This window comes from Rhodanobacter sp. L36 (genome assembly GCF_009765755.1).
Lineage (GTDB): Bacteria > Pseudomonadota > Gammaproteobacteria > Xanthomonadales > Rhodanobacteraceae > Rhodanobacter.
Window position 1 is genome coordinate 1,701,064 of sequence record NZ_LMUV01000011.1, and the last position, 24,147, is coordinate 1,725,210.

The following is a 24,147-nucleotide window of genomic DNA, read 5'->3' on the forward strand; positions in this document are numbered from 1 at the left end:
GTAAGGTGATTCTCTGTTCAATCGGCTTGTCGCGTTGCCGGGCGCCCATGGAATGCGGGCGAGGCAGTGAGGGAACGCAGTATCCCTCGTCTCAGGCCCGCTGTGCGTCCGGCATCAGAAGCAGTGGCCTCGGCCATCTCGCGGACGGCCCGTATCCACAGCCCCGCCGCAAGGCATATCAAATTGCACTTCTCGTGACTAAAATGGTCTTTCACGTTGTCGCGGGTGCCCGCCGATGCATGGCGACCCTTGAAGTAGCTGAGTAGCTGAGTAGCGGTTTGCATGCTGCGTAACGCCGGAGTGCCGTGGACGCTCGCGCGAGATCTGTTTCAGCCCATGCGGTGGATTCGCTGGTAAACGCTACGGAAGCGGCTCGTATCGTCTGGCGCGGACTTTATTTGTTTCATCACCGGAAGCCCCATCTTGAGCACATCTGCTTCGCTGCACATTGTCCCGCTTGACGCCAAGACGGACCTGGATAAATTCATCAAGCTGCCGGGCTCCATTCTGGGCTCCGATCCGGCTTGGATCGCGCCGTTGAATCTCGAGCGACGCCTGCACCTCGGCGCAAAAAACAATCCCTGGTTCGAGCACGCCCGCTGGAAGGCCTGGATCGCCTATCGCGGCGACAAGCCGGTCGGCCGGATCAGCGCCCAGATCGACGCCCTTCATCTTGAAATTCATGCGGACGGCGCAGGATTTTTCGGCATGCTGGATGCCGAGGACAGCCAGGAAACTTTCGACGCATTGATCGGCGCGGCCGAAGAGTGGCTGCGCAGCGAAGGCATGAAGCGCGTCCGCGGTCCGCTCAGCCTTTCGATCAATGACGAAGTCGGCCTGCTGGTGGACGGCTTCGATACCTCGCCCTATTTCATGATGGGCCATACCAAGCCGTATTACGGCGCGCGCATCGAGCAGGCCGGATATCACAAGGCCAAGGACATGCTCGCGTATGTGGTCGCGCCGGATTTCCCCGCGCCGAAAGTGATGAACCGCCTGCTCGGAAAATCCAAGCAGAGCATCAAGGTGCGTCCGCTTGATCGCAAACGGTTTGATGAGGAACTCGCCGTGCTGCGAGACATCTTCAACGATGCGTGGTCGGACAACTGGGGCTTCGTGCCCTTCACCGAGGCCGAGTTCAAGGATCTCGGCCACACGCTGAAGGTGCTGATTGCTTCGGAGCTGATCCAGATCGCCGAAGTGGACGGCGTGCCGGCGGCTTTCATCGTCGCGCTGCCGAACGTCAACGAAGTCATCAAGGATTTCGGTGGATCGTTGTTGCCGTTCAACTGGGCGAAATTGTTGTGGCGGCTCAAGGTGAAATTTCCGAAGTCATCACGCGTGCCGCTGATGGGCGTGCGGCGCATTTTCCACAACACGCCGCTGGGACCGGGCCTCGCATTTCTGGTGATCGACGCGGTGCGCCATCACCTCGTCGCGATGGGCGTGAAAGAAGTCGAGCTGTCGTGGATCCTCGAAGACAACGACGGCATGCGCAACATCATCGAGGCGATCGGCGGCCGCGATTACAAGCGTTATCGCGTTTATGAAAAGGAGCTGTCGTGAGCCGGCCGTCGTCCGGCGGAAAAACCGGGTGGTTGATGGTCGGCGTGGTCGTGATCGTTGGCGTCATCTGGTGGATCAGCCACGGCCATAAAAGCAGCAAGTCGGATGCGGACCAGACGGTGCCGGTTGTCGCGGCCGTCGTCCGTCAGGGCAGCTTCGTTGATTATCGATCGCAGCCCGGTACCGTGACGCCATCCAACAGCGTCGTGGTGCGCAGCCAGGTGGATGGCGTGCTTAAGAGCATCGCCTTCAACGGTGGACAGGCCGTCAAGCAGGGCGATCTGCTGGCTGAAATCGACCCGCGCGCGTTTCAGTCGCAACTGCAGCTGGCCACGGGTGATCTGGCGAGCAGTCAGGCGAAGTTGTCCAACGCGCAGGACACCCTCAAACACTACGAAGTGCTGGCCACGCAGGATTCCATCTCGCGCCAGCGCCTCGCCGACCAGCGATCGCTGGTGACGCAATACGCCGCCGAAGTGAAGTCCGAGCAGGGACGCATCGGCAGCGCCAACCTGCAGGTTTCGAACGCGCGCATCACGTCGCCGATCTCCGGCGTGGTGGGTTTGCGTCGGGTTGATCCGGGCAATCTCGTCGGCCCGTCCGACGCGCGCGGCATTGCGGTGGTGACGCAGTCGCAGCCAAGCAAAGTCGTTTTCTCGGTGCCGGTCAACGTGGTACCGCGTGTACTTCAGCGGTTGAACGCGGGCAGCTGCATTCCGGTCGAGGCGATCGGCGATGGCCCGGATGATGTGCTCGGCAGCGGGCGTCTGCTTGCCGCGAACAACCAGGTCGATCCGGCGACTGGCACGGTGAAGTTCGAAGCCGAGTTCGCCAACGCCGATGGGACGCTGCTGCCCAATCAGTTCGTGACTGCAAAGCTTCCGGTCGAAGTACTGCCGCAGGCGATCCTGCTGCCGTCGTCGGCGATCCAGCAGGGTGCGCAAGGTGCGTTCGTCTATGTGATCAAGGACGACAAGACGGTTGCTGTCGTGCCGGTCAGGCTGGGCACCAGCGATACGACGACCACCGTCATCAAATCCGGCGTGGCGCCGGGTGCGAAGGTGGTGGTCGAGGGCGCGGACAGACTCCGCGCGGGCATTCCGGTCAGCGTCACGATGAGTGTCGAGCCGACGCCGACGTCCCCGTCGAATACGCCTGAGTGTCATCGCGACGAGGCGAACGCGTCGCCGCGGATGCCGACCGGCCGCTCGTGAATCCGTCCCGACTGTTCATCCTCCGGCCGGTCGCGACATCGCTGCTGGCCATCGCGATCCTGCTGGTCGGGCTGTTCGCGTATCGGTTCCTGCCGCTGTCGGCGCTGCCGGAAGTCGACTTCCCCACCATCGAGGTCGTCACCGCATATCCGGGTGCCGGGCCCGAGGTCATGGCATCGACTGTCACGGGACCGCTGGAACGTCAGCTTGGGCAGATGCCCGGCCTGAGCCAGATGTCGTCGACGAGTTCGGGGGGCGCCTCGACCGTCACGCTGCGCTTCAATCTCGAACTGCCGCTCGATGTGGCCGAACAGGAAGTGCAGGCCGCCATCAACGCAGCGGCGCCGTTGCTGCCGCCGGACATTTCGCAGCCGCCGATCTATCGCAAGGTCAACCCGGCCGATGCGCCGGTGATGACGCTGGCGCTGACGTCACCCACCCTGTCGTTGCAGCAACTGCACGAACTGGCGGATACGCGCCTCGTGCCGAAGCTGTCGCAGGTGACCGGCGTCGGCCTGGTCAGCCTCGATGGCGGCCAGCAGCCGGCGATCGTGGTGCAGGCCGATCCGGCGCGACTGCGCTCGCAGGGCATGACGCTGGACGATCTGCGCAGCGCGCTTCGCGATGCCAATTCGAACCAGGCCAAAGGCAGTCTCGAAGGGCCGGTGCGCTCGTCGAATATCGCGATCAGCAATCCGATCGATACCGCGGCCGAATTCGAACGCCTCACCGTTGCGCATCGTGACGGGGCCGTGGTGCGCCTGGGCGACGTGGCCAAGGTGATCGATGGTGCGGAGAACTCGCGTGTTGCCGCGTGGTCTGGCCACGACCCGGCGATCATCCTGCAGATTCGTCGCCAGCCCGGCGCCAACGTGGTCGAAGTGGTGGATCGCATCGGGCAACTGCTGCCCCAGCTGAAGGCGACGCTGCCCGCGGCCGTCGATGTCGCGACACTGACCGATCGCACCGAAACCGTGCGCGCCGCCGTGCACGACACGCAGCTCGAATTGATCTTCGCGATCGTGCTGGTGGTGCTGGTGATCTTCCTGTTCCTGGGCAGCGGCACGGCGACGGTGATCCCCGGCGTGGTGGTGCCGCTGTCGTTGATCGGCACGTTCGCGGTGATGTATCTGGCCGGGTTTTCGATCAACAACCTCACGCTGATGGCGCTGATCGTGGCGACCGGTTTCATGGTCGACGATGCGATCGTCATGATCGAGAACATCGCGCGCTATGTCGAAGCCGGTGAGGATCCGTTTGCCGCCGCGCTGAAAGGATCACGCCAGATCGCGTTCACCGTGGTGTCGCTGACCTTGTCGCTGCTCGCCGTGCTGATCCCGCTGTTGTTCATGGGCGGACTGGTCGGACGGCTGTTCCGCGAATTCGCGATCACGCTGGCGGTAGCCATCACGATTTCCTGCGTGGTCTCGCTGACGCTGACGCCGATGATGTGCGCGCGGATGCTCCGGCGCACGCCCGAGCCGTCGCAGCAAGGTCGCGTCGCCCGCAAGGGCAGGGAATGGCACGACCGCGTGCTGGCTAAATATGCGCGTGGCCTCAAATGGGTGTTGGCGCGGCAGGCCGCGACGCTCATCACGGTCGCGGGCATGGCTGCGCTGGCGGTGCTTCTTTACGTCGCGATTCCGCGCGGCCTTTTCCCGACGCAGGATTCCGGCGATATCCAGGGCATTTCCGTCGCGTCGCCGACGGTCTCGTTCGCCGCCATGGCGAAACGCCAGCAGGCGTTGACTGCCGAAATTTTGCGCGATCCTGCGGTGGCGAGCGTTGCGTCCTTCATCGGCGCTGGCGATGGCGCGCTGTCGCTCAACAGCGGTCGGCTGATCATTCACCTCAAACCGCTCGGTCATCGCGATCGCGCGCCCAAGGTCATGCGACGACTCGCCGATGCGGCCAGCAAGGTCGATGGCATCCAGCTTTACATGCAGCCGGTGCCCGACCTCACGATCGACGATCGGGTGAGCCCGGGCCAGTATCAGTTTTCAGTCGAGAACGCGGACCCGGCGCTGCTTGCGCAGTGGATGCCGCGCATCGTCGGCTCGTTGCAGGGTCTTCGAAAACTTTCGGGCGTGACCAGCGACCAGCAGGCCAACGGTCTGGAGGCATACGTCGAAGTCGATCACGACCTGGCGAGCCGCTACGGCATCACGTCGGCGGCGGTGGGCGACGCGCTCTACAACGCGTTCGGCCAGCGCCAGGTGAGCACGTTGCTGACCTTGGCGAGCCAGCGTCGCGTGATCCTCGAAGCGGCTCCCAACGCCGATGGCACGGCCGGCGCCATGGGCGGCATCTATCTCGCGCCGCAGGCAGGCACGGGTGATACCGGCGGCGACGCGAGCGATCCCTCGTCGACGCTGATTCCTCTTTCATCCATCGCGAAGGTGAGCGAACGCACGGCGCCGCTGCTCGTCACGCGGATTGACCAGCTTCCGGCGGCAACGGTGTCGTTCAATCTTGCGAAGGGCGTCGCGCTGGATGGCGCAATCAAGGCCGTCGATGCGGCGTGGCGCGATCTGAAATTGCCGTCCAGCATGCAGCTGCGCTGGCAGGGTTCGTCGCAGGCTTTTGAGGCTTCACGCGATGGTCAGCCTTGGCTGATTCTGGCCACGTTGCTTACTGTCTACATCGTGCTGGGCGTTCTCTACGAAAGCACCATCCATCCGTTGACGATTCTGTCGACACTGCCGTCGGCCGGCATCGGCGCGCTGCTCGCGCTGATGATCGGCGGATTCGAGCTCGATGTGATTTCGTTGATCGGCGTGATCCTGCTGATAGGCATCGTGCAGAAAAACGCGATCATGCTGATCGACTTCGCGATCGACGCGCAGCGTCAGCAGGGCCTGTCGCCGCGCGACGCCATCGTGCAGGCGTGCATGCTGCGTTTCCGCCCGATCATCATGACGACGCTTGCAGCGATGTTGGGCGCGTTGCCGCTGATGCTCGGCGGCGGCATGGGTGCCGAGCTTCGCCATCCGCTCGGCGTGGGCATCTTCTGGGGCTTGTTGGTGAGCCAATTGCTGACGCTGTTCACGACGCCAGTGATCTATCTCGCGTTCGAAAGCGTGCTGCAGCGTCGCGGGCAGCGTGCGTGAGTCGTCGGACATGAACATCTCCGGGTTGTTTATCGGTCGGCCGGTGGCGACGTCGCTGCTGTGCGTCGGGCTGGTGCTTGCCGGGGCGTTGGCGTGGCGGCTGCTGCCGATCGCATCGCTGCCCGAAGTGAATGTGCCGACCATCAAGATCTCGGCCGATCTGCCCGGCGCGAGCCCGGCGACCATGGTGTCGGCGGTGGCGGCGCCGCTCGAACGTTCGCTCGGGCGCATCGCTGGCGTGACTGAAATGACGTCCGTCAGCACCAGCGGCAGCACCGACATCCGGATGACCTTCGATTTTTCGCGCAACGTGGTTGGCGCGTCGCGCGACGTGCAGGCGGCGATCAATGCCGCGCGCGCCGACTTGCCTTCCGACATGCCGGCCAGCCCGACGTATCGCGAAGTCAGTTCGGCGGATGCGCCCGTGCTCGTGCTCAGCCTGACTTCGCAACACGCGACGCCGGGACAGATGTACGCCGTGGCGTCGACGACGTTCAGCCAGGTGCTGGCGCAGGTCGACGGCGTCGGTGAAGTGGAGATTGTCGGCAGCTCGGTGCCGGCGGTGCGCATCGACCTCGATCCGCAGGCGATGAACCAGCGCGGCGTCGGCTTTGAACAACTGCGCCGCGCGGTGGCTGCGGCCGTGTCGAACCAGGCGTCCGGCGCGCTGGAGATCGGCGATCGCTACCTGCAAGTGGCGACCAACGGCCAGCTCGACGACGTGCAGGCGTTCCGTTCATTGGTGGTGGCGGGCCGTGATGGCACCGCCGTGTCGCTGGGCGATCTGTCCACCATCAGCAACACGGTGCGTGATCCCGGCAATGCAGCGCTCGCCAATGGCGAACCCGCAGTGCTGGCACTCGTGCGGCACAAGGCTGGTGCCAACATCATCGACGTGATCGACGGCGTCACGCGGCGATTGCCTGCGCTGCAGGCTTCCATGCCGGGCGACATGAAGGTAGGCGTCATCATCGACAGCGCCACGTCCGTGCGCGGTTCGCTGCGCGGCGCCGAGCACACGCTGGCGATCGCAGTGGTGCTGGTGGTGCTGGTGATGCTGCTGTTCCTGCGCAATCTTCGTGCGGCGTTGATCGCCAGCGCGGTGGCGCCGATCTCGCTGCTTGGCGCGATGACGGTGATGTACCTGCTCGGTTACAGCCTCGACATTTTGTCGCTGATGGCGCTGACCATCGCGGTGGGTTTCACCGTGGACGATGCGGTGGTGGTGGTGGAAAACATCGCGCGCCACATCGAAGACGGCATGCCGCCGCGCGAAGCTGCGCGGATCGGTGCAGGTGAGGTGGGACTCACCGTGTTGTCGATGAGTGCGGTGCTGGTCGCGGTCTTCATTCCCTTGCTGTTGATGGGTGGATACGTCGGCCTGTTCGTGCGCGAGTTCGCCGTGACGCTCGCGGTGGTCATCGCCATTTCCCTGATCGTGTCGCTGACCTTCGTGCCGATGCTGTGCGCGTGGTGGCTGAAGCCGACAAGTTCCACTCGCGAGCATGGCCGGGTGTTCCGCTGGAGCGAGCGCGGATTCAAGGCGCTGCAGAAGACTTACGACGACAGCCTTGTCTGGGCGCTGCGCCGCGCTCCGCTGACCATGCTTTCGTTGCTGGCGGTGATTGGCCTCAGCGTGTTTCTGTACGTCGTGGTTCCGAAGGGTTTCTTCCCGCGTCAGGACACCGGCGAACTGACGGGTGATTTCGACACCGATGGAAGCGCGTCCTTTCCGGTGGCAAGAGAAAAGCTGGCCCGCTTCCTCGATGTGGTGCGCGCCGATCCTTCCATTGCGAGTGTCGCAGGCTATGTCGAGCACGATTCGGGTTCGCTGTTCGCCACCCTGAAGCCACTGTCGAAGCGCGACGCCAGTGCCGACGATGTCGCGATACGATTGAATGCCAAGCTCGCCAGACTGACCGGTGGAACGTTCACCGTCACCTCGGTGCAGAACATTCGCGTCGGCGGGCGCCGCAGCAGGGCGTCGAACGAATACACGATCCAGGCGGACACGCCGGAACTGCTCCGTACGTGGGCGCCACGGATCGCCCAGGCGATGGCGACGATCCCGCAGATCAGCAACGTGCACAGCGACAACGGCGGCACGACGCTGGCGACCTCGCTAGACGTCGATCGCGATACGGCGGCGCAGTACGGCATCAGCTATGCACGGATCGATGGCGTCTTGCGTGACGCATTCGCCGACCGTCGCGTCAGCACGATTTTTTCGCCATCGGACCAGGTGCCTGTGCTCATGGGCGTCGCCCCGGAACATGCGCAGTCCGCTGACGCGTTCAATGACATCCAGGTTCCGGGCGCCGCTAGCAGCAACGTGCCCCTGCTGGTGCTGGGCCATGTCAGGCAGTTCGACGCGCCGCTCAATATCGCTCACTTCGGGCAGGCCGTATCCGCCACGATTTCATTCGACAGGGCGCCGGGCGTGTCGCTGTCGCAAGCGACGCAGGCAATCCAGAAAATGGTGGATCGCACCGCCATGCCGACCTCGGTTCGCAGCACGTTCGCAGGCTCGGCCGGTGCGTTCCGGCAAGTGGCTTCGAGTGAGCCGGCGCTGATCCTCGGCGCGTTCCTGACGTTGTTCATCGTGCTGGGCATTCTTTACGAAAGTTGCTTTCACCCGTTGACGATCCTGTCGACGTTGCCTTCCGCGGCGGTGGGCGCGGTGTTCGCGCTGATCGTGTTCCGCACCGATTTCGACGTGATCGCGCTGATCGGCATCTTCGCCCTCATCGGCATCGTGATGAAGAACGCGATCATGATGGTGGACTTCGCGCTTGCTGCGCAGCGCGGCTCGGGACTGACGCCGGCCGAGGCGATCCAGCAGGCATGCCGCCTGCGTTTCCGTCCGATCCTGATGACGTCGCTGGCGGTGATGGTGGCGGCAGTTCCACTGGCGGTGACGCGCGGCGACGGCGCCGAGATGCATCAGCCGCTGGGCATCGCGATGGGCGGCGGCCTGGTGGTGAGTCAATTGTTGACGCTTTACACGACGCCGGTTGTATACCTTTATCTCGACCGATTCAGCAAATGGGCAAGCCAATGGATGCAGAGTTTCAAGGCTCGACGCGATTCGGAATGGGCGGCTATCCACAAAGGACCGCTGTCGTGAATCCGCGATCCCATGTCCATAGTTTGCGAGCACTTGTGGCCGCGTGTGCCGTGTTGCTCGTCGCCTCGTGCACCGAGGTCGGGCCGGATTACGTGCGTCCGTCCGCGCCCGGTTCGGCGGCTTACAAGGAGGCGAGCCCGCAGATTGCCGCGCACCCGGAAACGGCGATCGCCGGAAAGTGGTGGGAGATTTATGGCGACACCACACTCGACGCCCTGGTTTCGCAGGTGGCGATCAGCAACCAGTCGCTCGCTGCTGCCGCTGCCCGCGTGGGCGAAGCACAGGCGCTCGTCGCGGTAGCGCATGGTGCCGCGCTGCCGGCCATCAGTGCCGGCACGCTGAAATCCGGGCGCAAGAATGAAAACGATTTTGGCATCGGCGTCAGTTGGGAGCTCGACCTCTGGGGCCGCATTCGCCGTGACGTCGAAGCCCATCGCGCACTCGCCGAAGCAAGCAGCGACGACCTCGCCGCCGCCACGCTGTCGATGCAGGCGCAGCTCGTGCAGAGTTACTTCGCGCTGCGCCAGGACGATGCGGTGATCGATCTTCTGCAGCGCGCCGCGGACGGTGCGGGGCAGTGGAACCGGATGGTCGGGAATCAGTACACGCAAGGCCAGGCTTCCAGCGCCAACGTGGCGGAGGCCGCCATGAAGGCCAGTTCAGCGCAGTTGCAATTGGCAGATACGAAGAGTGCGCGCGCCGAGCTTGAGCACGCAATTGCCGTGATGCTCGGCAAGCCGCCGGCGGAATTTTCCATCGCCATCGCGCCTTTCGATGCGAACGTGCCGATCGTTCCCTCGGGCGTGCCTGCCAGCCTTCTGGAACGTCGCCCGGATGTTGCCGCGAGCGAGCGTCGCATGGCTGCCGCCAGCGCGCGCATCGGCGTTGCGAAAGCCGAGACTTTGCCGTCGATCAACCTGGCGGCCGGCATCGGCATACTCCGGGGGCCGACGGGCACGGCCGACGTACGCGCGCCGCTATTTGCGGGCGGGCGTCTCGACGCGCAGATCACCAACGCCGACGAAGGCTACAAGGAGGCCGTCGCGAATTATCGGCAAACCGTGCTGGACGCCTATCGCGAAGTGGAAGATGGTTTAGTCGTCACGAGCACGCTGGCCTGCGTGGCCGAGCTGCAGGCCAAGGCCGCCACGGCAGCAACGGAATCGGACCGGGTCACGCAGAACCAGTACAAGGAAGGCGTGGCCGACTATCCCGCCGTGGTGGATGCGGCGAACGCGGCGCTTGATGCCGGCCGCGGCGAACAGCAGCTTCGCCTGCGACGCCTCGATGCCAGCGTGAATCTCATCATGTCGTTGGGCGGCGGTTGGCAGCCCAACAGCCGCCAAAACCCGAAACGCTAAATCGGATAACGAGCAACCAGCGTATCCAGACGGGAACGGATTTCCTTCGCAAGTGGTGCAGGCGTCTGATAATGGCGGCGTCCGGCCAGCGCGTCGGCGACCATTTCGTCATGTCGTGATCCCATCAGGCCGTTGATGGCTGCGAGGAAGCGCGACATCCGGTAGGCATGATCGTTTGGACCGAGCGACCTCAGCGTGTCGTAGAAGGACACCTGCATGCTGACGATCTTGCGCACATCATGAAACTGGTCGCCGTCGAAAACGGTACGCGCCATGGCCTTCTTGAGGTGCCGCATTTCCGAGCGCTGCAAGGCGATGAGCCCCGCTTCGCTATCCATTCGCGTGTTTACCATTGCGTGCCGGATCATCGACCAGACGGGCTTCGACAGCAGCACGCGCAACTTGAGGCCATGGCGAACGATGCCGCTGCGCCGGCCGCTGCGAAAAGCATCCTGCAAATGACCCAGCACGCGCGTCGTCAGGTCGAACAAATAGTTCGATTGATGACGTTTGCCGTACAACCGTTGCGCAAAGCGCAAATGCTTGTATCGCGCGCGGATGTACTTGTATTGAAGACGCTCGTCCGCGCTCAGCGCTTCGTCGCGAAGCAGCTTTTCGACGAGCCGCAACAGATCCTCGCGCGTGACGCCGTCTTCCCAGAATTGCAGGCACAGCGCATAGCACTGCCGGATGGATTCCTCGGGGCAAGCCAGCACGATCGGATCGGGCAGGGCGACATGGCCATCGATGATGTCGTCGACATCCACGGCATCGAACATCCGCCGCAGCGTTTCCGCCGGAAATTTCTGCCAGGTCGCTGAACGAGGAGTCGCCATCAGCGCACTTCCTCCGGCGCGTAATGAGAAAGCGTGTGCCGTTTGCGATACGCCGCAATGGTTGGAATCAACTGAAAAACGGCTTCAAGGCATTGGCCGCCGAAGTAGGCGATGGCGGCGCCCATGATGCCGATGTAGTGGGTGAGTCCAATCAGCAAAGCGGCGTACAGGGCCGCAGCGAGCGCTTGCGCGACAAGTGCGGCGCGCTGGCGGCTGGCGATGTAGAGCAGTGATTCAAGCGGAAAACCCGCCATGGACACCACGAGCGCGGCCGACATGACCTGGAGCAGGTTGTACGACTCCAGGTACTGATGGCCGAACACCAGCGAGATGAGCGGCTTGCCCACGACAATCACCAGCAGGGCGACGAGTACGCCGAGGCCACCGGCCAGGGCGGCGGAGCGAAGGCCCAGTTTCCATGGTCGCGTGCTGGAAGGTTCCATCCGCATGATTTCGGGATAGAAACTTTTCTGCATGAGCGATGCAGGCGTGCCTGCGGCATCGAAAAAGGTCAGCGCAACCTTGAATAAACCAGCCGCGGTCGGCCCGAGCATGATGCCGACCAGCACGTTGCTGCCCGCGTTGCGGGCCGACCAGATCGAGTGAGCGAAATTCGTTGTCCAGACAAAATCCCACGCGCCCTTGATGCGACGGGCAGGAGCAAACAATCCCGGGCGCAGCGCGTGCTCGATCTTCTGTCGACGCAGCTCATGCACCGCGAACAGCCAGAGTGCGCCGTCCCCCAACAGGCTGGACACGTACCACGTCGCGAGGAATCCCGGAAAACCCAGGTGGCCGAAGTACGCCGCGACGCTGCCGGTCGCGCGCAGGAACGGAGTAATCGCCTGCTGCATGGCGATCAGGTCGAACCGGTCGATCGAACGCAGGATGCCCATCGGCGTCGCCGCGGTCATGGTCGGGATCAGCGTGCAATAGCCCAACGCCCACCAGAAATCCGCTGGCGAAATGCCCACCGCATGGCTGAGCAGCGGCAGAAGAATCATGCCGCCGACGAGTGCGACCGCGCCGCTTGCCAGATCCAGGCCGAAAGAAAATCCCGTGACGTCGCGAAAGCGCGTGACGTCCTGGCGAGCGAGCGCAGGCGTGCCGAACTGGACCACGAACTGCCAAGTCTGGAATTTCGCGATATCGCTCACGGTTTTCGCGTAAGCCTGGACGACGACCAGCGTACCGAACAGCGCCGGCGACATGCCACGCCCCGCACACGCAAGCGCCAGCAAGCCGAGCAAGGCGCTGACGACATTGCTGGAGCCCAGGTAGGACGCGTTGCGCACGATGGCGCGGAATGCGCCATCGGAGAACCAGTGCTTCATGCTTTTGCGCCGGTCCAGCTTCCGAATGCGGCGCAGATGGCGTCGATCTGCGCCGGCGTATGCGCGGCGCTGACGCTGCAGCGGAGCAGCGATTCGTTGCCCGGCGTGGCCGGTGGCACCATCAGGTTCACGTAGACGCCATGCTTCAGCAGATGATCCCAGAAGCGCAGCGCTTCCAGCTTGTCGCCGACGAGCACGGCGACGACTGCGTTGGGTGCTGCGCCGAGCCGGAAACCGAGCGCCGACAATCCCGCATGAAGGCGTTCCGCATTCTCCTGCAGGCGTTGCCTGAGGTCGTCTGCACCGGCCAGCTTGCGCAGCGCCTGCCGCGTCGCGGCGATCGTTGCCGGCGCGAGCGACGCGGTGAATACGTAGGGTCGGCTGGCGTAGCGCAGCACGCCCATGTCATCGGAATCGCCGACGCAGAATCCGCCGGTGTTGCCGAGACTTTTGCTGAACGTGCCGACGACGTAATCGACATCGGCAAGCACACCGGCTTCTTCGGCCACGCCGCGTCCCTTGTTGCCCAGCACGCCCATGGAATGGGCTTCGTCCACCAGCAGGACCGCGCCGAATTCTTTCTTCACGTCGACAAACTCGTTCATCGGCGCGCGATCGCCGAGCATGCTGTATACGCCTTCCACGACGACCAGCGCGTTCTCAGCATCGGCGCCAAGGCGACGCAGGCGCTTGGCGAGATCTTCGGCATCATTGTGGCGAAAACGAATGGTGTTGGCGCCGCTGAGTTTGCAGCCGTCGTAGATGCTGGCGTGGCTGTCGGCATCGATCAGAACGGTGTCGCTCGGACCGGCTAGCGCCGAAATCATCCCGAGGTTGGCCTGGTAGCCGGTGGAGAAAACGATGGCGTCGCGCTTGCCGTAATAGCGGGCAAGGTCGAGCTCAAGTTCGCGATGCCCGGCGTAGCTGCCGTTGGCCATGCGCGAACCGGTGGTGCCGGTGCCCGAGGTTTCTAGCGCGTTGCGAGCGGCCGCGACGCAATCGGCATCGAAGGTCATGCCGAGATAGTTGTTGGTGCCGGCCAGGATGGTGTGGCGTCCGTCGATCAGCCCTTCAGTAGGCGAAAGGATGCGGTCTATCTGAACGCCAAACGGATCGATGCCGATGGTGGCCAGTTCCTGCTGCACGGCGCGGACGGCCTGGAGTCTGGGATTCTCTTTCATGCGCCTTGACCCGCACCCTGTTGGATTTTCTGAATCTGCGTCGCGAGATCTCCCACGGTCCGCACTTCCGCGATGGCATTGATGGGGACGGAGATGTCGAAGTCGTCCTCAACGGCCAGCATGAGGTCCATGACTTTCAGCGAATCCAGGGCCAGCTGGCCGGTCAATTCGGTGGTTCCGTCGATCACGGTCACGCGCCCTTCTGCAAGCGGAGTGAGGATGGTGACAAGTTGCGCGACAACATCTTGATGATTCATCAGGGCACTCCTTTCAGTGCGGCAGAGGTCTGCCAAGCGTATCGGCGAGACCACGTTCGAAACCGATGGTGGGCCGCCAGCCTGTCGCTCCGGCGAAGGCACTTCCATCGCACACCCAATCGGGGTGGGTGATTTCGCGTACTTTTCCGGGCGTTAGCATGGGCGCGTATCCGAACACGCGGGCTGCGACGAGATTGACGCCGCCGACCAGTCGCAAGCATGGCGCGGGAATGGGTACACGTCGGATCGGTGCATTGCCGCGCAACACGTGAGCTGCCGTCCCCAGCACCGTATTCCAGTCGTAGCCATTTTCATGACCGTCGTCGAGCTCATAGGTATTTCCGGAACCAGTGCCGGCTTTCAGCCAGGCCACCACGGCAGACGCGAGGTCGGTGACGTGGATCAGCGAAAACCTTCCGCGCCCGTTGCCGGGTATGGGCGCCAGTCCGCGCGCCATGCTTTGAAACAGCGGCAACATCTCGCGATCGCCGGGCCCATAGACGGCAGGTGGTCGCAATGCATCCCAGTGCAACCGTCCTGCACTGGCTTCCAGCGCACGTTCGCCACGCCGTTTGCTGCCTGCGTAATCGGACAAATGTGGTTCACGGGCTGCGAGGGACGACAGCAACAGAAAACGTTGGCATCCCGGTGTACGGTCTGCCGCTTGAGCCGCGTCCCGGACACCGTCCGCGTTGACTCGATCGAAGTCGGATCGACGCGCACCGCGAACGCTGCCGGCGCAATGCACCACGGCTTGGGCATCTTTCATCAGATTCGACAGGGCATCGTGGTCGGCGAGTTCGCCCGGAACCCACGTCAGGCCAGGCTCGTCTCGCAGCGCACGGCCATTTCGGGGTCGATACAGCGCGTGCACATCGTAGCCGGCAGCAAGAAGTTGTTTGCGCAACGTTGTGCCGATGAATCCTGTTGCGCCCGTCAGTGCGACCACCGGTTTCCCGATGCCATCCGCTTCGCTCACCGCGAGGCTACGGCGCCGTAAACCGGCTCCTGTGCCTGCCGTTCAAGGTATCCGCTTCGCGTTGCCGAACGCGACAGCTTGCCGGACGACGTGCGCGGAAGCGTATGGCGCGGGACCAGTTCGATGATGCAGGCGATGCCCAGCTCTTCAAGCAACTCACGACGCACGCGCTGCACCAGAGCGACGCGGGCATTGGGATCAAGCGTGTTGCACTGGACCACGACCGCCGCTATTTCCGCACCATTGGGGCCGGGAACGCCGAATGCCGAGGCGTCCTGCGAACGCAGTTCGGGCTGCCGTTCGACAATGCGCTCGATGTCCTGCGGCCAGATGTTGCGACCGTTGACGATGATCATGTCTTTGTGGCGACCGGTGACCACGACCTCGCCATCGACGATGTAACCGACGTCGCCGGTATCGAGCCAGCCATCTTCGCCCAACGCCTTGGCTGTCAGCTCCGGCTGCTTGAAGTATCCCGACATGAGGCTGGGACCACGCACGCGGATCCGGCCGACGTGAAGATCCGCCAGCTGATTGCCTGCGTCGTCGCAGACGTCGAGTTCATGACCGGGCAGCGGGCCACCGCAGCGCACGAAACCAGTGCCAGTGCCTGGCGTGACTGCCGTGGCGCGCAGGTTTTCAGCGAGGTCGGCCGGGTCGATCCATTCGACCACGATGCCCTTGCCCACGGGGGAGAAGCTGACTGCAAGCGAAGCCTCGGCCATGCCGTAGGAAGGCACGAACGCGCGCGCGTCGAAGCCTGCTGGCGCCAGCAGCTCTGCGAAGCGTTCGGGCACTTCGGGCAGGATAGGCTCCGCACCGATTCCCGCGACGCGCCAGTTGGAAAGATCGTACGAGGCGATGTCCGCCGGCCGTACGCGGCGCGCGCACATCTCGTAACCAAACGGTGGGCTGTATGCGATGGTCGCCTTGCCGTGGCTCATCAACTCCAGCCAGCGGCGGGGACGCATTGCGAACTCGCGGGTATCGAGATAGTCGATCGAACGCTGACCTGCCATCACCGTCAGCAGGCAGCCGACCAGACCCATGTCGTGATAGAACGGCAGCCACGACGCGAAGCGATCGGTGTCGCGCACGTCCAAGCCGTGATTGAGCGCGCCGTATGCATTCGCGAGCAGGGCCTGCTCGGTAATCATGGCGGCCTTGGGAGTTCCGGTGCTGCCGGACGTAAATTGCAGATAGGCAATTTCCTGCGGCCCGGTCGCCTGCAATTCCAGATCTTCTTGCGGCAACTGGTCAAAAGCGGCTGGTTCGCCCCACATGGCAAGGTCAAGCCCACGCACGGCTTCGCCGAGGAATCCGAGGAACGAATTCGACGCGACAGCAATTGAGGCCTCGCATGCCTGCAACATGCCGCGAAGCTTCTGCACATAAGCGTCATGGCCGCCAAGGTTGACCGTTGACGGTAACGCTACAGGCACAAGTCCAACGTATTGGCAGGCAAAGAAGAAACGCAAAAAGTCCGGCGTGGTTTCCGCCACGATCGCAAGGCGCGATCCACGCGGGAGTCCAAGCGATGCCAGCCGCTGCGCAAGTTCAAGCGCCTGTGCGCGAAGCGTTCGGTAGGGCAACGCGGTTTCGAGCTTGCCGGCAGCATAGAAATTGGCGCCCGTGACACCACGAGCGGCGTAATCCAGCGCTTCAGCGAGGCTGGTGAAATCGGCACGGCGCAATGGCACCGTGTTCCGAGTGGGCGTGGCGTGCCCAGCTTCAATCGCAATGTTTCCGTCTGCGCTCATGGTTTTATTGTGTTCTCACGAGAACCGCATCACTGGGCCAACCCCGGAGTGTATCAGCGGCTTACTGTACCCAATCGTAGCATAATTGAACGTTTTGTTAATGAATTTATTCAAACTTTCGTAACTTGGCGAGAGTATAACGTCCGATCGCCTCCGCGCCCTCGTTTTTGACATCAACGCCGGCCGTGCTCGCGGTTCCACCTTGCGATGTTCTTGAGAGGCTGTCGAACATAGGGGCTAAGCTGGATCAAGCGCAGCAGGAGACGGTTGAACAGCGTGCCGATCTTGTCCATCGGTCGGTCGATATCGAGAAACAATACCGCGCGAAGTTCGTCGGTATCGTTGTGTACTTCGTGCTCGTAGGTGTCGTCGAACAGCATCACCTTGCCCTCCTGCCAGTGCAATATCTGGTCGTCGACACGAATCCAGACGTTGCGCCAGTCGGCCGGCACCTTCAGGCCCAGGTGTGCGCGGATGACCGCACGAGTCGGGCCCTTGTGCGCGGCGATGCGGTATCGCGGTTTCAGAATGGAGAACATCGCGCTGCGAACGCCCGGTAACGTGTCCAGCAGAGCAGCCGTCCGCGGACATACCGCGCAGTTGTCGTCCACCCGTTTGCCATAGATGTAAAAGCCGAACGTCTTCCAGTTGTCGCCCTTGGAGATGCGTTGCTGGTCAGGCGAAAGCTGGTGGAAGGCCGGAATGTCTTCGGGATGTTGAAGTAGCTGATCGAGTTCCTCGCGGATCTCGGGCCACGCATTTTCAAGTTGCGGCACCCAGCCGAATGACGTGTTGTCGATCGCCGGCGTGGTGGGCACAAGCGAATGCCGGGCCTGGAAGCGGCCGACTCCGCGGAGAAAATGCTTTCCGCCTCGGATAAGCAGGCGGCGCCATAAGGGTGCCTGGAATGAATTTGGAGAGATCGTGTCCATGTCGTCTTAAACATTGGCGGTGGCGTCCTCGGCGTGCCGGGACGTTGAAGTGACAGAAGTGATGGCATGCAGCGCCTTTTCAAGCACTTCGGCATACGGCACACGGGTATCGAGATCGAAGATCGGTGCACCGTTGAAACGCAATCTCGCCATGACGGCAATCTTGTCGCTCAATTCGGCTGGGCCGTGATCGGGCTTGCGCGCATGTGCGGTGGCGAGGTCGATATCCAGCTTGATTACCAAGGCCGGTCGGATCATCGCCATGCGCTGATACAGCTGTTCTTCGCGGGCTGCCAGCTTGCGTACCAGCCAATGCTTGCTGCGTTCCAGGCCCAGCCCGGGACCGTCGTAACGGAACCCGGTAATTTCCGCCTGCGGGTAACGATCGGTGATGACCAACACGCCGCGCTGCGTGAGCCGAAGTACCTTTCTCAATTGTGCTGCGCGCCACAGCGACAACCCGTACATGATGAGCGCGCCCCAGATGCCCGGTAACTTGTTGCGCATGTCCTGAGCGTGCGCAGCCTTGGTCGCGAGACGTCGCTCCAGCCGTGGACCTATCAGCGGCAGGCGCTTGATCTTGTCGCCGCTCTCGCCGGAGACCAATCCCATGTAGCGCCATTCCGTCGGCCTGGTTTGGCCCAGCGTCTTGACCAGGTCGTGGGTTAGTGTCGACTTGCCGGTGCCGTCACAGCCGACCACCGCGACGAGTCCGGCGACGGGTGCTTCGGATGCGTCGATGAATGCTTTCGGCTTCAATGCGAGTTTCGATCTGGTGTGCGTGACGACAAGTGCAAGCTCACGCTTGTGGCCACTGCAGTGCTGCGCGTGCGGAGCGCAGCGAGACGTCGAGGATCGTGGTGGCATCTTCCTTGGCATCGAGATCAAGGATGCGGGCGCCATTGAATGTGAGGTGCGGCCATCCAGCAATTTTCTCGCGCAGCGAAGCCAGCTTGTGATCGGGTTTGCGGGCATGGGCCGTTTCTGCGTCTACATTGAGCCGGATCACCAGCAACGGAACGTTGGCCGCCATCCACTCGTAAAGCCGGCGCTCGCGGGTTCTGAGCTTGCGAACCCACCAGTTGCCATTAACGGTCTTCGCCAGCTGCGGGCCATCGAAAAGGAAGCCCGGCTTTTCAGCTTGCGGGTAGCGGTCAGTGACCACGACCACGCCGCGGCGGCACATGACCAACATGCGACGAAATTTGTGGGCACGCCAGCGCGAGAGCAGGTAAATGACCAGCGCTGTCACATTGCCCGGTGGTGCGGATGGTTGATCGTGGACACGCTCCGACTTGCGCATCAGATAGCGGCCGAATGACGCGCCGATGATGGGAAGGGTGTGAATCCACTCGCCGATCCGCCCTGACGATTGGCCGAGATAAAGCGGCTCGGTCGGACCCTGCTTGCGCAACTGCGCAACAAGCTCCGCGGCGAGTGTCGATTTGCCGGAGCCATCACACCCCGTAAGCGCAATGACTCGCAACGGTTGATTGGCACCGGATGACTGGGACGAAAGGGGCACACCAGATCACCGATTTACAGAAGTTAAGATTTTATTACACGACTTATCTTGCGTCCATCAGTTGCAGTCCTCAGATAGGGAATCCCGCGACGTTGCAGTCATTGCGACCTCATCCATCTCATGCGCTTGCGGTTGTCATCGGCTTTCGAACGACTGCACACTGGTACAATTTGTGAACAACTTTCTTGATTCGGAAATAGCGATGCAGGCACCGTCCAGCGCGATGGCGCCATTGATTGCCGTGATCGGTTGCGATGGCTCGGGCAAATCCACCGTGTGCGAACACATCCTCGAATGGATCGGCCGTTATGGGCCAGCCGGGACGGTTCATCTGGGCAAGCAGGCGGGCAATGTAGGGCGCTCGCTCGGGCGATTGCCGCTCGTGGGTGCTGCCATGGAACGTCTGATCCGTCGCAAGTCCGATGACGTGAATGACCGAATCAAGGAGGACAAGCAACCGAGCCTGTTCCCGGCGCTGGTTATCAGCGCTTTCACGCTGCGGCGCCGACGCCGTTTCAAGCGCATGCTCGCCCTCAGGCAGCGCGGGCTCATCGTGGTTACCGACCGTTTTCCTCAGCTCGAAATTCCCGGTGCCTACGATGGCCCCGGTTTCCCCGAGGCCTCGCAGGGATCGCGGCCCGTACTCGCTCTGGCACGACACGAACACGCCATTTTCGAGTGGATGGCGAACCATCGGCCGGATCTGGTGCTGAGGCTCAACGTCGATCTGGACACGGCTTGCGCGCGCAAACCCGACCACCGTCGTGAAGCTCTGAGCCGGAAGATTGCCGTGACGCCGCTACTGACCTACAGCGGCGCACAGATCGTCGACATCGATACGAACCAGCCGCTCGCAAATGTACTCAAGGAAGCCGAAGCCGCCGTGGCGCGTGTCATGGCCGAACGGGGATATGCGGTGAAGGAAGAAAATCCTCGCGCTGCATGAAATCAGCGGAAGCGCTGCGTGCAGGGCAAAACGTCCGCCTGTATTTCGATACCGACGGGCGATGCGGACTGCCTCAGTGATAAGCGAGCGTATCCAGGTGATCGACTAGCGATTTGATATCGTCGACCGTGGCCACGGCGGCAACGTAACCATCTGGCCGCACCAGCCACAAGCCGCCGACGCCGTAGGCTGCCCGCAAGGTTTCGTCCAGCAACGCGGGATAGCGCGCAAGCAGGGCTGCCGCCGCAACGCTCTGTTCGGCGCACAACGCAAAGCGCGGAATACCACCGGCACCGAACGGTGTCTGGCCTGCGATCGGCGGTGCACGCTCACCGACGCCCGGACCTTTGACGCGATGCGCGACGTTCCCGTTGAGCGGGCTGTTCGCATAGTGAATCGCGAGCTCCGACATGGTGTCGATCATCGCGTGGCGCACCGGTGCAAACCCGAGCAGGAACGGCACGACCCGATCGCGAATCGCCTGCAAGACATGGCTTTTGGTGACTGCCAATGCAGTCAAACGACCAGCATTCGACAAGACCTGCTCGCCTACCGCACTACGCTCAACGCTGTAACTCTCCAGCAGTACCGCGGCGGTGCATCGGCGCTGCGCGGTCATGGCGATTTTCCAGGCCAGGTTGAACGCGTCCTGCATGCCGGTATTCATGCCTTGGCCGCCGGCTGGACTGTGCACGTGTGCGGCGTCACCGGCGACAAAGATATTGCCGCTCCGATAGTCCGCCACCTTGCGCTCGTTGATGCGGAATGCGGCCAGCCAGATCGGATCCGATACCGTCAGACCAGGAGGACCACGACGGTCGATCACGGCCTGCACCTCGGCCAGCGTCGGTTCGGCCGGGTGTTCGCCCTGCGCTGGGCCAAGGTCGGCGATCACCCGATAGCGGCCGGGCCCGATCGGGAAAGTCGCCAGCACGCCTTCGGGGTGAAAATACATGCCCAGTTCCGAATCCGGCAATGGCATGCCGGCGATGTGCAGGTCGGCGAGGATCCAGTCGCTCTTCAGCGTGTCGCCTGCGAATGGTAGCCCTAGCCCATGCCGCACCGTGCTGTGCGCGCCGTCGCAGCCAATCATCCAGCGCGTTTCGATGTGCTCCTGCGTTCCGTCGCCATGTTGCAGCAGGCTCGTCACGCTGCCGCCGACATCGTCGAAATTCATCAGTTCGGTTTGCCGTTCTACCCGTACACCCAAGTCGTTGAGATGACTTTCCAGCAGTCGTTCGGTGTCCGATTGCGGAATCATCAACGCCCATGGGTAGGGGCTTTCGATCGCACCCAACTCCACTCGTCCGATCAGCTGGTTGCCGGCGATGAGATTGACCGCATGCACCTTGCGTCCTGCATCGATGAAGGGACCGCTGCCGCTGGCGCGGTCGAGCAGTTCGAGCGTCCGACTCCACAACACCAGCGCCTTCGATTTGTCGGTTCGCTCGGCCGCTTTGTCGATGATGCGCACCGGCACGCCGTAGCGGGCCAACTCCGCTGCCATCGTCAATCCGACCGGACCGGCGCCGACGATCAGGACCTGAGCGTTCATGGCAACTCCTCGTGAGGGTCCAGCCATCATAGTTCGATGTGGGCGCCCGATCTGCACGTGTGGCGTAACTACGGGGTCAAGTCTTGGCAGGCCGCGGCTGGCAAGGTAGAACAATAGGGCAGGGCCAATAAGGTCCGTTAACGGAGTGTTTCGATGGGTTTATCGTCTGGTCCCAGCGATGCGGATTTGTGGGCTCTGGCCGAACAGGTTGCGGCCGAATCGACGCCGCGCAAACTGATGCTGGTGACCGCCGAATCCTGCACGGGCGGCTGGATCGCCAAGACGCTCACGGATTTGCCCGGCAGCTCCGCCTGGTTCGACGCTGGCGTGGTGACCTACAGCTATGAGGCGAAGGAAGCGCTGCTCGGCGTCAATCCGCGCACGCTGGAAAAGTTTGGCGCAGTGAGCGAAGAAGCGGCGTTGGAGATGGTCTCCGGCGCGCTGGCGCGTTTTGGCGCAGGCGTGGCGGTCGCCGTGACCGGCATCGCCGGACCTTCCGGCGGCACGGTAGACAAGCCCGTCGGTACGGTGTGGATCGGCTGGAAACGTCGCGGCGGCTACGCGCACGCCACGCTGTTTCATTTTCCCGGCGATCGTGAGGCCGTGCGCCGACAGACCGTGGCGGCAGCGCTCATCGGCGTGCGTAAAACACTGACGGAATGAGGTGTCGGGCGCGTCTTGGGGCGCTTGACCGGTATGGGATACTTGCTGAGCCGCTGTGGATTTTCCTGATCGCAGCCCATGAGACCCGCAACGGGCATCATGCCTCCCATTCACAGCCCAACCGGAATTCAAGACGATGGATGACAACAAGCGCAAGGCACTCACTTCCGCTCTCGGCCAGATCGAAAAGCAGTTCGGCAAGGGCGCCATCATGCGCATGGGCGATCGCGTCAACGAAGCGATCGAAACGGTTTCCACCGGCTCGCTTGGTCTCGATATCGCGCTCGGCGTCGGCGGTTTGCCGCGCGGACGCGTGGTCGAGATCTACGGTCCGGAATCCTCCGGCAAAACCACCATGACACTGCAGGCAATCGCCAGCTGCCAACGTGCTGGCGGCACCGCAGCGTTCATCGATGCAGAGCATGCGCTCGATCCGACCTACGCCGAGAAGCTGGGCGTCAAGGTCGATGATTTGCTTGTGTCGCAGCCGGATACCGGCGAGCAGGCGCTGGAAATCGCCGACATGCTGGTGCGCTCCGGCGCGGTCGACATGGTGGTGGTCGACTCGGTCGCCGCGCTCACGCCCAAGGCGGAAATCGAGGGCGAAATGGGTGACATGCACGTCGGTTTGCACGCTCGCCTGATGAGCCAGGCGCTGCGCAAGCTCACCGCCAACATCAAGAAATCCGGCACGCTGGTGATCTTCATCAATCAGATCCGCATGAAGATCGGCGTGATGTTCGGCAGCCCGGAAACCACCACCGGCGGCAATGCGCTGAAGTTCTACGCCTCGGTGCGCCTGGACATCCGCCGCATCGGCGCGGTGAAACGGGGTGAGGAGATCATCGGTTCGGAAACCCGCGTCAAGGTGGTCAAAAACAAGGTGGCGCCGCCATTCCGTCAGGCCGAGTTCGAGATTCTCTATGGCGAAGGCACGTCGCGCGAAGGCGAGATCATCGAGCTGGGCGTGGCGCAGAACCTTATCGACAAATCCGGTGCCTGGTACAGCTATAACGGCGATCGCATCGGCCAGGGCAAGGAGAATGTGCGCCAGTATTTGCGCGAGCATCCTGAAACCACCAACGAGATCGACAAGCTGCTGCGCGAGCGGCTACTGGTACCGATAAGCAAGCCCGCAGCCGCATCGGCGGAAGAGGCGCTCGAGGAAGCGTGATCCGTGATGCTTGACGTTACGCTGCAGGAAACATGGCCCGGCTCGTCCGGGCCATGTGCATTTGCGTGATCATGAAACGCCGCCCGGGCCCGGACGATCCGGCCAAGCCGAAACGCAGCGCCTACGACAAGGCATTGGGACTTCTCGCGCGTCGCGAACATTCGCGTCGCGAGCTGAAAACTAAGTTGCGCCAGGGCGGCTACGAAGGCGAGGAAACCAGCGCGGCCATCGATCGCCTTGGCGAGCAGCAATACCAGGACGACGATCGCTTCAGCGAAATGCTTCTGCGCAGCCGCATCGCACAGGGATACGGGCCAATGCGTTTGCGTGTGGAGCTGAAAAGCCATGGCTTGGCCGATGCGCGCATCCGCGAATTGCTGGAAGCCGTCGACATCGACTGGAATGTCATGGCCGCTGCACAGCTGCGACGCCGCTACGGTGCTGGCACAAACGACCCGGCGGAGCGAAACAAGCGGGCGCAATTCCTCTTGCGCCGCGGCTTTGCCGCCGCCACAGTACGGAATGTCACCCACGCCGATGTGGACGAGGCTGCCGACGACGTTTCCTGACAGACGACGGATCGGCGGGCCCGACCGCTGCGTGACCTTTCTCGCCTGCCACCACGAT

Annotated in this window: 19 protein-coding genes; 9 read left to right on the top strand and 10 right to left on the bottom strand. The window is 62.8% G+C overall.

Annotated features, from left to right (window positions below):
- Positions 1-423 precede the first annotated feature (423 nt).
- The 5 genes from GSQ73_RS17520 to GSQ73_RS17540 are packed head-to-tail and all read left to right on the top strand — an operon-like array spanning position 424 to position 10,378.
- Entirely contained in the window at positions 424-1,566 is a 1,143-nt protein-coding gene (locus GSQ73_RS17520; RefSeq protein WP_216844800.1) for a hypothetical protein, read from the top strand.
- Complete coding sequence (locus GSQ73_RS17525) at positions 1,563-2,780, top strand: efflux RND transporter periplasmic adaptor subunit (protein ID WP_158886278.1); 1,218 nt, start codon at positions 1,563-1,565, stop codon at positions 2,778-2,780. Before GSQ73_RS17520 ends, GSQ73_RS17525 begins: the two co-directional genes overlap by 4 nt.
- Positions 2,777-5,890, top strand: coding sequence for an efflux RND transporter permease subunit (locus GSQ73_RS17530; RefSeq protein WP_158886280.1), 3,114 nt, complete (start codon positions 2,777-2,779; stop codon positions 5,888-5,890). The genes GSQ73_RS17525 and GSQ73_RS17530 overlap by 4 nt, the downstream gene beginning before the upstream one ends.
- Before the next feature lie 10 nt (positions 5,891-5,900).
- On the top strand, positions 5,901-9,017 hold the full coding sequence (locus tag GSQ73_RS17535; RefSeq protein ID WP_158886282.1) for an efflux RND transporter permease subunit: 3,117 nt from the start codon (positions 5,901-5,903) through the stop codon (positions 9,015-9,017).
- 50 nt (positions 9,018-9,067) lie between these two features.
- Positions 9,068-10,378, top strand: a complete 1,311-nt coding sequence (locus tag GSQ73_RS17540) for an efflux transporter outer membrane subunit (RefSeq protein WP_158886284.1) — start codon at positions 9,068-9,070, stop codon at positions 10,376-10,378.
- On the opposite strand, the gene GSQ73_RS17545 is transcribed toward GSQ73_RS17540, so the two are convergent.
- The 9 genes from GSQ73_RS17545 to GSQ73_RS17585 all read right to left on the bottom strand — a co-directional run bounded on the left by GSQ73_RS17545 (position 10,375) and on the right by GSQ73_RS17585 (position 19,071).
- The gene (locus GSQ73_RS17545; RefSeq protein ID WP_158886286.1) at positions 10,375-11,214 is read right to left on the bottom strand and encodes a hypothetical protein; all 840 of its coding nucleotides are present in this window, start codon (positions 11,212-11,214) and stop codon (positions 10,375-10,377) included. The genes GSQ73_RS17540 and GSQ73_RS17545 overlap by 4 nt on opposite strands.
- Positions 11,214-12,548 carry a lipopolysaccharide biosynthesis protein gene (locus tag GSQ73_RS17550; RefSeq protein WP_158886288.1) on the bottom strand — a complete coding sequence of 445 codons (1,335 nt, stop codon included), beginning with the start codon at positions 12,546-12,548 and terminating at the stop codon, positions 11,214-11,216. The genes GSQ73_RS17545 and GSQ73_RS17550 overlap by 1 nt, the downstream gene beginning before the upstream one ends.
- Positions 12,545-13,729: an aminotransferase class I/II-fold pyridoxal phosphate-dependent enzyme gene (locus GSQ73_RS17555; RefSeq protein ID WP_158886290.1), complete on the bottom strand. Its 1,185-nt coding sequence runs from the start codon at positions 13,727-13,729 to the stop codon at positions 12,545-12,547. The genes GSQ73_RS17550 and GSQ73_RS17555 overlap by 4 nt, the downstream gene beginning before the upstream one ends.
- A complete protein-coding gene (locus GSQ73_RS17560; protein ID WP_158886292.1) occupies positions 13,726-13,986 on the bottom strand; it encodes an acyl carrier protein in 261 nt (86 codons plus the stop codon). The genes GSQ73_RS17555 and GSQ73_RS17560 overlap by 4 nt, the downstream gene beginning before the upstream one ends.
- 13 nt (positions 13,987-13,999) lie before the next feature.
- Complete coding sequence (locus tag GSQ73_RS17565; RefSeq protein ID WP_216844801.1) at positions 14,000-14,965, bottom strand: NAD-dependent epimerase/dehydratase family protein; 966 nt, start codon at positions 14,963-14,965, stop codon at positions 14,000-14,002.
- Positions 14,962-16,725, bottom strand: a complete 1,764-nt coding sequence (locus GSQ73_RS17570; protein WP_158886294.1) for a fatty acyl-AMP ligase — start codon at positions 16,723-16,725, stop codon at positions 14,962-14,964. The genes GSQ73_RS17565 and GSQ73_RS17570 overlap by 4 nt, the downstream gene beginning before the upstream one ends.
- A 173-nt stretch (positions 16,726-16,898) precedes the next feature.
- Positions 16,899-17,543, bottom strand: coding sequence for an aspartyl/asparaginyl beta-hydroxylase domain-containing protein (locus tag GSQ73_RS17575; protein ID WP_216844803.1), 645 nt, complete (start codon positions 17,541-17,543; stop codon positions 16,899-16,901).
- 120 nt (positions 17,544-17,663) lie between these two features.
- Entirely contained in the window at positions 17,664-18,416 is a 753-nt protein-coding gene (locus GSQ73_RS17580; RefSeq protein ID WP_158886298.1) for a hypothetical protein, read from the bottom strand.
- 40 nt (positions 18,417-18,456) lie between these two features.
- Entirely contained in the window at positions 18,457-19,071 is a 615-nt protein-coding gene (locus GSQ73_RS17585; RefSeq protein WP_216844804.1) for a thymidylate kinase, read from the bottom strand.
- Between the two features lie 79 nt (positions 19,072-19,150).
- Between GSQ73_RS17585 and GSQ73_RS17590 the strand changes: the two genes are divergently transcribed.
- The gene (locus tag GSQ73_RS17590; protein ID WP_305793800.1) at positions 19,151-20,128 is read left to right on the top strand and encodes a hypothetical protein; all 978 of its coding nucleotides are present in this window, start codon (positions 19,151-19,153) and stop codon (positions 20,126-20,128) included.
- A 73-nt stretch (positions 20,129-20,201) separates the two neighbouring features.
- On the opposite strand, the gene GSQ73_RS17595 is transcribed toward GSQ73_RS17590, so the two are convergent.
- Positions 20,202-21,683, bottom strand: a complete 1,482-nt coding sequence (locus GSQ73_RS17595; RefSeq protein ID WP_158886300.1) for an FAD-dependent monooxygenase — start codon at positions 21,681-21,683, stop codon at positions 20,202-20,204.
- Positions 21,684-21,836: 153 nt separating this feature from the next.
- Between GSQ73_RS17595 and GSQ73_RS17600 the strand changes: the two genes are divergently transcribed.
- The 3 genes from GSQ73_RS17600 to GSQ73_RS17610 all read left to right on the top strand — a co-directional run bounded on the left by GSQ73_RS17600 (position 21,837) and on the right by GSQ73_RS17610 (position 24,089).
- Positions 21,837-22,346, top strand: coding sequence for a CinA family protein (locus GSQ73_RS17600; protein WP_158886302.1), 510 nt, complete (start codon positions 21,837-21,839; stop codon positions 22,344-22,346).
- A gap of 136 nt (positions 22,347-22,482) precedes the next feature.
- A complete protein-coding gene (recA, locus tag GSQ73_RS17605; RefSeq protein ID WP_158886304.1) occupies positions 22,483-23,520 on the top strand; it encodes a recombinase RecA in 1,038 nt (345 codons plus the stop codon).
- Positions 23,521-23,591: 71 nt separating this feature from the next.
- Positions 23,592-24,089, top strand: a complete 498-nt coding sequence (locus GSQ73_RS17610) for a regulatory protein RecX (RefSeq protein ID WP_254063444.1) — start codon at positions 23,592-23,594, stop codon at positions 24,087-24,089.
- The last annotated feature ends 58 nt before the right edge of the window (positions 24,090-24,147 follow it).